The organism is Salinarimonas soli (genome assembly GCF_008386575.1).
GTDB lineage: Bacteria > Pseudomonadota > Alphaproteobacteria > Rhizobiales > Beijerinckiaceae > Salinarimonas_A > Salinarimonas_A soli.
On record NZ_VUOA01000054.1, the window covers coordinates 23936 to 35188 of the forward strand.

The following is an 11253-nucleotide window of genomic DNA, read 5'->3' on the forward strand; positions in this document are numbered from 1 at the left end:
CCGTTTCATTCCCTTTCGTCGATGTCCCTGTCCCTTCCCCTGCGGCCTGATCGCCGGCAATCGCCCGTGGCGGCCGACGTGCAGCGCGGCGTGCGCCGCCTCTTCTCCCAGCTCGGCCATGTGAGCCTGCCGGAGTTCACCCTCGCCTCGGGCCGGCGCGCCGACGTGATCGCGCTTGGCGGAGACGGCGGGCTCACCATCGTGGAGATCAAGTCGAGCGTGGCCGATTTCCGCGCCGACCGGAAATGGCCCGACTACCGCGATTTCTGCGACCGCTTCTTCTTCGCCGTGCCCGACACCCTGCCCCGCGAGATCCTGCCCGAGGACACCGGCCTCATCGTGGCCGACTCGTTCGGCGCCGCGATCCTGCGCGAAGCCCCCGCCCATCCGCTCGCCGGCGCCCGGCGCAAGGCCGTCACCCTCCGCTTCGCCCATGCGGCTGCGGGCATCCTGCACGCCCTCGACGACCCCGGCGCCATTGCGGATGGGCGCCTATAGCGCGCGTTCCATGAACACGCTCAGCGGATCGGGCCCGTAATCCGCGAAGGGGCCGCGCTCGCGAAAGCCCATGGAGCGGTAGAGCCCGAGGGCCGCGTGGTTCGCGATCCCGGTCTCGAGGCGCAGGACCCGCACCCCCTCGTCGCGGGTGATCCCGATCAGGGCGTCGAGCACGGCCCGGGACAGGCCGCGCCCGCGCGCCTCCTCCACGACCCACATCCGCTTGATCTCCGCCCACCCGTCGTGCAGCGCGAGCGCCCCCGTGGCGAGCGGCCGGCCGCTGCCGTCGCGGGCGACGAGAAAGCGGATGCCAGGCGCCCGTAAAGCGTCCAGGGGCAGGTGGTGGTTGCTCTCGGCCGGATAGAGCGCCGCCGAGAAGGCCTCGCCGGCCCGCAGCAGCGCCCTTACGTCGGGCTGGGCCGGATCTTCGGCGCGGATCGAGAGGGCGGGGAAGGCTTGAGGCGCGTCCATGGCGGCAGGGCACCAGAGCCGGACGGGGCTGTCGAGCCAAAAGAAAAGGCGCCGCTCGCGCGACGCCCTAGGAGGTCAGCCCCGACGCCCGTCCCGCCCTAGCGCGGCGCGCGCTTGGCGAGGATGCGCTGGAGGGTGCGGCGGTGCATGTTGAGGCGGCGCGCCGTCTCGGAGACGTTGCGCCCGCACAGTTCGTAGACGCGCTGGATATGCTCCCAGCGCACCCGGTCGGCCGACATGGGGTTCTCCGGCGGCTCGGCCCGGCCGTCCTGGCGGGCATTGAGCGCGGCGTCGATCTCGTCGGCGTCGGCGGGCTTGGCCAGGTAGTCGAAGGCGCCGAGCTTCACGGCGGTCACCGCGGTGGCGATGTTGCCGTAGCCCGTGAGGATCACGCCCCGGGCCTCGGGCCGGCGCTCTTTGAGCCGGGTGATCACGTCGAGCCCGTTGCCGTCGCCGAGCCGCATATCGATCACGGCATAGGCGGGGGCCTGGGCCTCGATGGCGGCGATCCCGTCGGCGACGCTCTCGGCCACGCGCACGGCGTAGCCGCGGCCTTCCATGGCACGGGCGAGGCGGGTCGAGAACGGACGGTCGTCGTCGACGATCAGGAGGCTCCTGTCGCCCCCTTGAGCCGTGATGGCGGCCTGCATCTCAAGCATCGATGGTCTCCTTGAGGTCGATCGCGAGAGGCACCGCCCCGGTCCGCCGCCCTCGCCGATAGGATCAATATGGGTAGACAAACCCGATTTTTCATCGGGTTAGCCCCGCTTTTTCGCCGTGCGCCGGCGTCTTTTTGTCGAAGGCCTCGCGGGGCCACACCACGCGCACGACCGCCCCGCTCGCGGGCAGGGCGGCGTTGCTCACCTGGAGCTGGGCGCCCCCGCGCTCGATGAGGGTCTTGGCGATGAACAGGCCGAGCCCGTGCCCCGAGGCCTCCTCCTCGGGGCCGCGCTTGTCGTGGCCCCGCGTGGTCACGTAGGGCTCGCCGAGGCGCAGCAGCACCTCCGGCGCGAAGCCCGGCCCGTCGTCGCGCACCTCCACCGAGACCTCGTTCCCCGTCCAGGCGAGCTCGATCTCCACCGCCGTCTCGGCGAAGCCCACGGCGTTGTCGACCACGTTGTCGAGGCCGTGCACGAGGCCGGGATCGCGCCGGCAGACGGGCTCGGGGCCCTCGCCTCGGCCGCCGATGCGGATCGGCATGCCGAAATCCCGCTGCGGCGCCACCACCTCCTCCACGAGGTGGGTGAGGGTCATGGTCTCCAGGAACTCCGTCTGCTCGTCCTCCTGGCCGAGGGAGGTGAGCTTGCCCAGGATGCCCCGGCAGCGCTCCACCTGCTCGCGCAGGAGCCGCATGTCCTCCGCGGTCTCGTCGTCCTGCGGCAGGCGGCGGGCGAGCTCCTTGGCGACGAGCGCGATGGTGGCGAGCGGCGTGCCGAGCTCGTGCGCGGCCGCCGCCGCGAGCCCGTCGAGCTGGGAGATGTGCTGCTCGCGGGCGAGCACGAGCTCGGTGGCGGCGAGCGCCGCGGCGAGCTGGCGCGCCTCCTCGGCCACGCGCCAGGCATAGATCCCCGTGAAGGCGGCTCCCAGCAGGATCGCGGTCCAGACCCCCGAGACGTAGAGGAAGGGCAGCTCCAGGGGCTCGCCCGGCCGCCAGGGCAGGGGGCGGTGCACGAGGACGAGGAGCGTGGCGCAGCCCACCGCCAGCATGCCGAGCCCCAGGGTGCGCTGGGGCGTGAGCGCCGTGGCCGAGATCAGCACGGGGGCGAGGAAGAGCAGCGAGAACGGGTTCTGCAGGCCGCCCGTGAGATAGAGCAGCAGGGCGAGCTGGAGGATGTCGAAGCCGAGCAGGAAGGTGGTGGCGTCGTCGCTCAGGCGGTGGCTCGCCGGATGGCGGATCTGCAAGGTGAGGTTGACCGCCACCGACAGCGCGATGAGCAGCAGGCACGGCCCGAAGGGTAGCCGGAAGCCGAGGCCGAAATGCACCCCGGCCACGGCGGCGCATTGGCCGATGATGGCAAGCCAGCGCAGGCGGACCAGGGTGTCGAGCCGCAAGCCGCGCGAGAGGCGGCCGAGCTCCGATGGTTCGACGTCGATCACAGCGCCTACCATAGGGCGGCTGCGGCCGGGCGCAACGCGCCAAGTTTACCCAACGTCACTTTCGTCCGCCGGCTCTGCCTAAAGTCGCGGCAGCGCGCCCGCCCGCCGGGCGAAGGGCGCCCAAAAGCGCGTCAAAAATGGCACAGGGGTGAAGCTTAACGGGCCCGAAAGGAATAGCGGCGTTGCATTGTGGAATGGGAACTTTACTTTTGCCAGACCGGTTTATGAAGAACAGCCCGGTCCGCGACAACGTGGAAGAAGGGCGACCGACGATGGGGGTATCGATGGACCTCGCGTATTTTCTATATGAGACGGGCCATATGATGATGGCCCCGGCCCGGGCCGCGTCCGATGCCACGAAGGTCCTCTTCCGCAACCCCGGCAACCCCCTCGCCAATACCGCCTACGGCCGCACCGTCGCAGCCGGCTGCGAACTCTTCGAGCGCACCACGCGCCGCTACGGCAAGCCTGCCTTCGGCCTCGACACCACGCAGATCGAGGGGCAGACGGTCGCCGTCCACGAGCGAATCGTCTGGAGCCGCCCGTTCTGCCAGCTGATCCACTTCGATCGCGTGCGCGGCCCCGACGCCAAGCCCCAGCCCAAGATCCTCCTCGTCGCCCCGATGTCGGGCCACTACGCTACCCTGCTGCGCGGCACCGTCGAGGCCTTCCTGCCCACCCACGAGGTCTACATCACCGACTGGGCCGACGCCCGCATGGTGCCCCTCGTCGACGGCCGCTTCGACCTCGACGACTACATCGACTACGTCATCGAGATGACCCGCCTGCTCGGGCCCGACGTGCACCTCATGGCGGTGTGCCAGCCCTCCGTGCCCGTGCTCGCCGCGATCGCCCGCATGGAGGCCGAGAACGACCCCCGCACGCCGCTCTCCATGACCCTCATGGGCGGCCCCATCGACACCCGCCGCTCCCCCACCGCGGTGAACAAGGTGGCGATGGAGCGCGGCACCGAATGGTTCGAGCGCCATTGCATCGTGCGCGTGCCGCCCACCGCGCCCGGCTTCTGGCGCCAGGTCTATCCGGGCTTCCTGCAATTGTCGGGTTTCATGGCGATGAACCTCGACCGGCACATCAACGCCCATTGGGACATGTTCAAGCACCTCGTCCAGGGCGACGGCGACTCGGCCGAGAAGCACCGCGACTTCTACGACGAGTACCTCGCCGTCCAGGACCTCACGGCGGAGTTCTACCTCCAGACCGTCGCCGCGGTGTTCGTCGACCACGACCTGCCGCGCGGCACCATGATGCACCGGGACAAGCCCGTGGATCTCGGCGCCATCCGCCACTGCGCCATCATGGCGGTGGAGGGCGAGAAGGACGACATCTCCGGCGTCGGCCAGACGCTCGCCGCCCTCGACCTCACGCCGAACCTTCCCGACGAGAAGAAGCTCTATCACCTCCAGACCGAGGTGGGGCATTACGGCGTGTTCAACGGCTCGCGCTTCCGCAAGTCCATCGCGCCGCGGATCGCCGCCTTCATGCAGGTGCAGCAGGACGAGTTCGCCGCCGGGCGCCCGACCAAGGCGGCCCGCAAGCCGGCCCTGCGCAAGGTCGTCGGCTGAGGGAGCGGCCCGAGAGCGTCGCCCCGCTCCCCTGCCCCCTGGCGGGGGAGGCGGCGCCGTCGGCGCTCACCTCCCGGGAGCGATCGGCCGGCATGGGTTGCGGGGTTAACCGTTTCGGCCCTCACATGCCGCCATGACGTTGTCGCGATTCGCCCTGTTCCGTCGGCCCGATCCCACCGACATCACCGTCGCCCACGAGGGCGCGATCTTTCGCGTCGCCCTGCGCCGCCGCCCGGCCGCGCGCCGTCTCACCCTGCGGGTGTCGAGCGTCACGGGCGAGGCGGTCCTCACCATCCCCGAACGCACGGACGTCGCCGCCGCCAAGCGCTTCGCCGACGCCCATGGCGGCTGGATCGCGGCGCGCCTCGCCCGCGTCCCCGACCGGGTGGCGCTGGTGCCCGGCGCGCTCGTACCCCTGCGCGGTGTCGAGCACCGGATCGCGCACCGCCCCGTGGCGCTGCGCCGGGTGAGCGTCGCGACGGACGCGGGCGGCCCGATCCTCGCGGTGGCCGGAGAGACCGCCGAGGTGGCGGGCCGCGTCCGCGCGTTCCTGCAGCGCGAGGCCCGGCGCGACCTCGAGGCGGCGGTGGCGCGCTACGCCGAGGCGCTTGGGGTCAGCCCGAGCCGGATCACCCTGCGCGACACCACGAGCCGCTGGGGCTCCTGCTCGGCGCGGGGCGGGCTCAACTTCTCCTGGCGGCTCATCCTGGCGCCCCCCTTCGTGCTCGACTATCTCGCCGCCCACGAGGTGGCGCATCTGCGCGAGATGAACCATTCGCAGCGCTTCTGGCGCCTCGTCCAGGGCGCCTGCCCCGCGACCCAGGAGGCGGAGGCCTGGCTCAAGCGCCACGGCGCGGGGCTGCACCGCTACGGCTAGCCCGGCCCCGTCGCGCAGGAAGGATCCCCGCGCGCCCGCGAAATGGGCTATGAGGCAGGCCCGCGGCCGGATCCCTCCCATGCGCCTGCAGCCCGACACGCTTGCCATGACCGCCGTCCTGGCCCTCCTGACGGCGCTCGCGCCCCTCTCGACGGACATGTACCTGCCCTCGCTGCCGGCGATCGCCGGCGAATTGCGGGCCACCACGGGCGGGGCGCAGCTCACCCTGTCGGCCTTCCTCGTCGGCTTCGCGGTGGGCCAGTTCCTCTACGGCCCGCTCTCCGACAAGCTCGGGCGCCGGCCGGTCCTGCTCGCGGGGCTCGTCCTATTCGCGGCCGCGACGGTCGCCTGCACCTTCGCCCCGAGCATCGAGACCCTGGTCGGCGCCCGCTTCGTGCAGGCGCTGGGCGGTTCGGCGCCCGTGGTGCTGGCCCGCGCGGTGGTGCGCGACCTCTACGAGGGCCCCCGGGCCGGACGCGAGCTCTCCCGGATGGGCACGATCATGGGGCTCGTACCGGCGGCCGCGCCCGTGCTGGGCGGGCTCATCCACGAGGCCTTCGGCTGGCGCGCCACCTTCGCGGCGATCTTCGCCTTCGCGCTCGCCATGCTGGCGGTGGTGAGCCTCGCCCTTCCCGAGACGGTGCGGGTGCGCCAGCCAGGTCCCATCTCGTTCCTCGGGATCCTGCGGGGCTTTCGCGAGCTCCTGCGCCACCGGGCGTTCCGCGTCTATGTCGGGCTCAACGCGCTGACCTATGCGGGCCTGTTCGCCTTCATCTCCGGCTCGTCCTTCGTGCTCCAGGGCGTCTACGGGCTCGACCGGCTCCCTTACGCCTTCTCCTTCGCCTTCATGGTCTTCGGCTTCATCGGCGGCACCCTCGTGGCGCAGCGGCTGGTGGGAGGGCGCGGCCTCGACGGCGTGATCGCGCTGGGGGTCGCCTGCCAGGGCGGGGCGGGGCTCGCGATGATCGCGCTCGCCCTTGCGGGCACCGGGACCTCCCTCGAGCTCACCCTTCCGATGACGGTCTACGCGGCGGGCGTGGGGCTCACCATGCCGCAATCGCTCGCCGCCGCCATGACGCCCTTCGCCAACTGGGCCGGCGCCGCCTCCTCGCTGCTCGGCATCTGCCAGATGACCTTCGCGGCGGTCGTCGGGGTGGGGCTCGGCGCGGGCATCGGCGTCGCGCCCCTCCTCCTGCCGGGCACGATCGCGCTTCTGGGCGTGCTCGCCTTCCTCCTGTTCCACGCCTCGCGGGCGGCGCGCTCAGGCGCGTGAGGCGAGGAGGACCGCGATGGCGACGAGGCCGAGGAGCTGGAAGCCATTGAGCCAGACGCTGGTGCGGTGGAGCGTGTCGAAGGGCGCCTGCGCCGCCTTGTCGCCCGCCGTCACCCGGTCCCGCAGGCCGTTGATGCGGGGCATCAGGCCCTGGCGCGCCACGGCGAAGCCCACCGCGACGAGGCCGAGGAGCAGCCCCTCGCGCCACAGCCCGCCCGCCGCCGCGATCGCGGCCGCAACCAGCGTCGCGACGCCGAAGACGAGATAATAGACCGGAAACAGCCGCCGCAGGAACCGGCCCCCCTCCGCCACGGGCAGCGCCCGGAACACCTGGGGCGCCACGCCCCCGGCGAAGAACAGCATGCCGCCGATCACGGCGCAGACGAGGGCGAGGACGACGAGGGCGGTCAGGGGCACGGGGCGAGGCTCCGGGATGGCGCTCCCGCCGAATTAGGGCCCCTCGCCGCCCCGGAGAAGCACCCCGCGACCATCGCGCGCGGCCCTGCCCGGCGAATGGCGCCCCGGCATGAGGCCCAGGGCGCGACACCCGAGGCGCGACACGCAAGGCACGACACGCAAGGCACGACACCCTTGCCAATCCCGCCCGCGGGGGTTATGAGAGCCGACCGTCGCGCGGCCCCACCGGGCCGGCCGATCGCCGCAATAGCTCAGCTGGTAGAGCACCTCATTCGTAATGAGGGGGTCGGGGGTTCGAATCCCTCTTGCGGCACCATCACCCCTGCAGACTGAACCCCGACCCCGCTGGCGGCCGCTGATCAGGAGCCGGATCTGGTCGGCCGACCTCCGGTTCCGCCCTTCGAGACCGATGGTTCGTGAAGACGTTCCGGCTTCGCGATCGTTGCCGCCGCGCGGCTGACGCGGCAACGGGCGCACGGAGGCGATCAAGGGCAACTGGATCACCCGTGACGTCGCGCCCGGGCCCGCCGCCCCGGCCCGTTCGGGAAGGGGCGACAGGCTTTCGGCGCTCACGGTCCGCTGCCGCGCGGCGGCAACGCGGGCGAGCCGCCTTCGCCCGCCGTGACGAACCGTCCGGCTCAGGCGTAGGTCGGCGAGCCCAGCTTCGCGCGCAGAAGCTGCCGCAGCTCGCCGACATTCGAAAGCGACATGAACTCGTTGCCCGAGAACGTGACCCCGAGCGATTGCTCGAGGGCGAACATCAGGTTGAGATGCGCGATCGAGTCCCAATCGGACCGATCCGCCGCGCTGTAATCGTCGCTCAGGACGATGTCGTCGTCGTTGAATACCGTGCGAAATACCTCATGAACGGTCTCGTCCGTCGTCATGATGGATACTCCCTAAAACCCAGCCTCGATGAACGCCTGCCCAGCGGCCCAGGTTGCGACGTCGAGCGTGAAAATCCCCTCGGAAGCCTCGTCGGCAACGGCGGGCACGAAGCCCAGCCGCGGATAAAGGTCGGCGACCATTCCGTTCTTCGCGGTCGGCAGGTAGAGGCCGCGCAGGGTTCGGCACCCGCTCTCCCGGGCAAGCCCGACCGCCTCGGCCAGCATGAAACTCTCGAGGGTGCGCCCGATGACCCGGCAGCTCATCGCCCAGACATCGATCTCGAGCACGTCGCCCACGACCCGGCAGCCCATCACGCAGACGAGGCCATGGTCCGTGAACCGGTCGCGCAGGCTCGCCGCGAGCAGATGATAATCCGGGTCGGCCCTGAGCGCGGCGACCTCCGCCGGCCCGTAGCGCTTCGTGGTCAGGTTGAACTGATTGGACTTGCTCAGGAGCTGCACGACCCGGGCCGAGGACGCGTCGTCGACGGGCCGGACATGGGCCGTCATCGCGAGCGAACGGTAGAAGTCCTCGACGGTGCCCGCATCGGCGCGCAGGTTCTGGGCGTCGGCGCGGGCACGGTAGAGCCGCGTCCTCTCCGCGTCCTCCGCGGTGATGGCGGTGACCTCGAAGAAGGTGCAGCCGGCGAGCGCACGCGCGTAGCCTGAGGGGTCGGCGGGAAGGTCCAGCACCTCGACCTCGGGCACGAGCTGCCGGATGATCTCCCGCTCGGCCGGGTTGTCGTCGACGAAGACGATCGCGTCGAGGCCGATGTTCAGCTCCTGGGCCAGCCGGACGAGATTGTCGGATTTGCGATCCCAGTTCGCCGCGAAGGCCGCGAAATCCTCCAGCTTCAGGATCATCTCGGGCCGCTTGAGGAACGGCTCGCGCGCGTCCGCCGGGTTGTTCTTCGTGCAGGCCGCCAGCAGGATGCCGCGCTCCTTCAAGGCCTTCAAGGTGGCCTGGAACTGCGCGAACGCCTCACCCTCCGCGTCGCCGCCGCCGATGCGGATGCCCCCGACGCCGTCCTCCCCGATGACACCGCCCCACAGCGTATTGTCGAAATCGACCGCGATGCATTTCTTGGACAGGCCGACCGACGCCGCGATGACGGCGCTGGTCTGCTTGGCCAACATCGGCAGGGCGGCGAGCGAGCAGGCCTGGCGGCTGAGATGCCAATATTTCGGGTCGAACCAGCGCGATTTCCCGAACACGGCCGAGGCGCGGTCCACGTCCACCACGGCGGTGGTCTCCGGCGCCTCCTCGACGATGCGCCGGTTGAGCGCTCGCAGCATCGACGTCCGCGAGCCAGGCAGGCTCTCGGTGAGGTTGCCGAAGCAGCTCTCGGCCGGGGTCGCGAAATTATGCAGGACGACGCGCACGGCCCGGCGCTCCGTCAGGGTGCGCAGCAAGGCAGCCCACGATCGCGCCTCGGCGTCCACCTCCCCGGCGGGATCGGAGGAAAACTCGCCGAAGGGCACGTCGCCGGCATGGACCGCGAGCAGCACGATGTCCGGCTCGAAGGCATAGAGCCCCGAGCCGGGATCGAGGATCTCCTGCCGGAACTGCCCGTAGGTGCCCTCGCCGATCTCGAGATCGACGCCGTTGCGCCAGGCGGCGAGGCGCAGGAGCGGCGTGAACTGCCCCACGGTGTAGCTGTTGCCGATCCAGAGCCGGACCGAACGCCGGCATGGCGGCCGATGGCCCTCGCCCGCCATCCGGACCGCCAGCGCGGCGGCGGCCTGCCATTCCAGATAGCTCTCGCCGCAGTCGACCACGTCGAACAGGAGCCGCGTCGTGTCCCCGGGACGCCCCTCCTTGTAGGCGGTGCGCGCGGCCCGCAGAGCCTCCTGAGGACCGCCCGCGATCGGGGGCGGGGCGGCCTGTCCCCCGCCCTCGGCCGGCAAGCCCGCCTCGGGCCCTCGAAGAAGCGCAGGACTGCTCGTCATGGTGTCGATCTCGCCAGGATGCCGGGGGGTCATCGCGCGGGCGCCGTCGGCTTGGCCATCGGCAGGATCCGCGGCGGCGGCACCACGACGAGACTGTCGGCCGGCACGTTCATCGTGACGACGCTGTTTGGGCCGATGCGCACGTTGTCGCCGACATGGATGCGGCCGATCACGACGGCGCCGGCCCCGATGCTGACGTTCCGGCCCAAGGTCGGGGCGATCTGCCAGCTGTCGTCGCCGACGGCGCCGATGGTCACGTTCTGCCGGATGACGCAGTCGTCGCCGATGACCGCGTTGGGATGGATCACGATCCCGCCCTGATGGGCGATCTTCACGCGGCGGCCGATCTTGGCGGTGCTGTAGAGCTCGATCGTGTAGACGTTGCGCACGAAGCGATGCATGACGTTGTAGATCAGGCCCAGGATCTTGCGCGCGATCTTGCCGCGGCTGTAGCGTTCCACGCCGATGCGGTACATCAGGAGCGCCTGGAAGCCCGGCGTGCTCCATTCGCCATATTGAAGCTTGAGGTCTTCCTTCACGATCGCCCAGAAACCAAGCCCGTGGTGAACGGGCTCAGGCTTCCCCGCGACCGCCACGTGATCGGACGGAATCTGTTCGCTGGGAGCGTTCTCGACCGGCATCTGTTCGTCTCATTCAGGTTCGACGACGCTGCCTCGCTGCAATGGACATGACGGGCACGCTCACCGCGCGCGCGTTCCCGCCCGTCCCTCGACGAGGGGGCGCGGCCGAACGCGTCGGCGGCGAATGTGCATCGATTGCCCTACAGGCTTCCATCGCGAGGCAAAGCCTCGTGTCAAACGGCTGGTGATCCGGCGGATGGGCGGCCGGAAGAGCCACCTGGATTTTCACCAGGTCATTGTGATTACGAACACTCTACATGGCAGCTTCACGTAAGGCAACGCTCCCCTGTTCACAGTCCTGTCACCGTCAACACCGGTTGACGCGGCCGGTCGTCTGTTCCCGTTCCTCTCGATTACAGCGGGGCAGCGTGGAGCCGATCTGAGAGGCGCCTCTCCGGCGCTTGCGAATAGGCGCATGCCGCGCACGAAGTCGCACGCGGACGCCCGCGTCATGGGCCCGTCCGTCGTCGTTGCGCCTCAGGGAGCGTTCGCTGCTGCCCTGACGGCGTCTCCCCTCCTGGCGCGCCATCGTTGGATGGTTGATCGTGCGCCGCCGAGG

Annotated in this window: 11 protein-coding genes, 1 tRNA gene and 1 other annotated feature; of the genes, 5 read left to right on the forward strand and 7 right to left on the reverse strand. The window is 70.6% G+C overall.

Annotated features, from left to right (window positions below):
- Positions 1–21 precede the first annotated feature (21 nt).
- Positions 22–498: an MmcB family DNA repair protein gene (locus F0L46_RS24630; RefSeq protein WP_149822268.1), complete on the forward strand. Its 477-nt coding sequence runs from the start codon at positions 22–24 to the stop codon at positions 496–498.
- On the opposite strand, the gene F0L46_RS24635 is transcribed toward F0L46_RS24630, so the two are convergent.
- From F0L46_RS24635 to F0L46_RS24645, 3 genes are all read right to left on the reverse strand, one after another.
- On the reverse strand, positions 493–969 hold the full coding sequence (locus F0L46_RS24635; RefSeq protein WP_149822269.1) for a GNAT family N-acetyltransferase: 477 nt from the start codon (positions 967–969) through the stop codon (positions 493–495). The genes F0L46_RS24630 and F0L46_RS24635 overlap by 6 nt on opposite strands.
- Positions 970–1067: 98 nt before the next feature.
- Positions 1068–1628, reverse strand: a complete 561-nt coding sequence (locus F0L46_RS24640) for an ActR/PrrA/RegA family redox response regulator transcription factor (protein ID WP_149822270.1) — start codon at positions 1626–1628, stop codon at positions 1068–1070.
- A 91-nt stretch (positions 1629–1719) separates the two neighbouring features.
- On the reverse strand, positions 1720–3066 hold the full coding sequence (locus tag F0L46_RS24645) for an ActS/PrrB/RegB family redox-sensitive histidine kinase (protein WP_240540148.1): 1347 nt from the start codon (positions 3064–3066) through the stop codon (positions 1720–1722).
- 284 nt (positions 3067–3350) lie between these two features.
- Here F0L46_RS24645 and F0L46_RS24650 point away from each other — a divergent pair, with 284 nt between their 5' ends.
- The 3 genes from F0L46_RS24650 (at position 3351) to F0L46_RS24660 (ending at position 6799) form a co-directional block, all read left to right on the forward strand.
- A complete protein-coding gene (locus tag F0L46_RS24650; protein ID WP_149822272.1) occupies positions 3351–4649 on the forward strand; it encodes a polyhydroxyalkanoate depolymerase in 1299 nt (432 codons plus the stop codon).
- Between the two features lie 133 nt (positions 4650–4782).
- Complete coding sequence (locus F0L46_RS24655; protein ID WP_149822273.1) at positions 4783–5526, forward strand: M48 family metallopeptidase; 744 nt, start codon at positions 4783–4785, stop codon at positions 5524–5526.
- A gap of 79 nt (positions 5527–5605) precedes the next feature.
- The gene (locus tag F0L46_RS24660) at positions 5606–6799 is read left to right on the forward strand and encodes a multidrug effflux MFS transporter (RefSeq protein WP_149822274.1); all 1194 of its coding nucleotides are present in this window, start codon (positions 5606–5608) and stop codon (positions 6797–6799) included.
- On the opposite strand, the gene F0L46_RS24665 is transcribed toward F0L46_RS24660, so the two are convergent.
- Positions 6788–7216: a DUF4149 domain-containing protein gene (locus tag F0L46_RS24665; RefSeq protein ID WP_149822275.1), complete on the reverse strand. Its 429-nt coding sequence runs from the start codon at positions 7214–7216 to the stop codon at positions 6788–6790. The genes F0L46_RS24660 and F0L46_RS24665 overlap by 12 nt on opposite strands.
- Before the next feature lie 240 nt (positions 7217–7456).
- Between F0L46_RS24665 and F0L46_RS24670 the strand changes: the two genes are divergently transcribed.
- A tRNA-Thr gene (locus F0L46_RS24670) sits at positions 7457–7532 on the forward strand.
- Between the two features lie 322 nt (positions 7533–7854).
- Here the strand turns inward: F0L46_RS24670 and F0L46_RS24675 are convergent.
- The 3 genes from F0L46_RS24675 to F0L46_RS24685 are packed head-to-tail and all read right to left on the reverse strand — an operon-like array spanning position 7855 to position 10694.
- A complete protein-coding gene (locus F0L46_RS24675) occupies positions 7855–8103 on the reverse strand; it encodes an acyl carrier protein (protein ID WP_149822276.1) in 249 nt (82 codons plus the stop codon).
- Positions 8104–8115: 12 nt separating this feature from the next.
- Complete coding sequence (locus tag F0L46_RS24680) at positions 8116–10053, reverse strand: HAD-IIIC family phosphatase (RefSeq protein ID WP_149822277.1); 1938 nt, start codon at positions 10051–10053, stop codon at positions 8116–8118.
- 29 nt (positions 10054–10082) lie between these two features.
- The gene (locus tag F0L46_RS24685; protein ID WP_149822278.1) at positions 10083–10694 is read right to left on the reverse strand and encodes a serine O-acetyltransferase; all 612 of its coding nucleotides are present in this window, start codon (positions 10692–10694) and stop codon (positions 10083–10085) included.
- Positions 10695–10877: 183 nt separating this feature from the next.
- Positions 10878–10933: a sequence feature (sul1 is cis-regulatory element that is thought to sense ions involved in sulfur or methionine metabolism; They are found in Alphaproteobacteria), on the reverse strand.
- Positions 10934–11253: the final 320 nt, after the last annotated feature.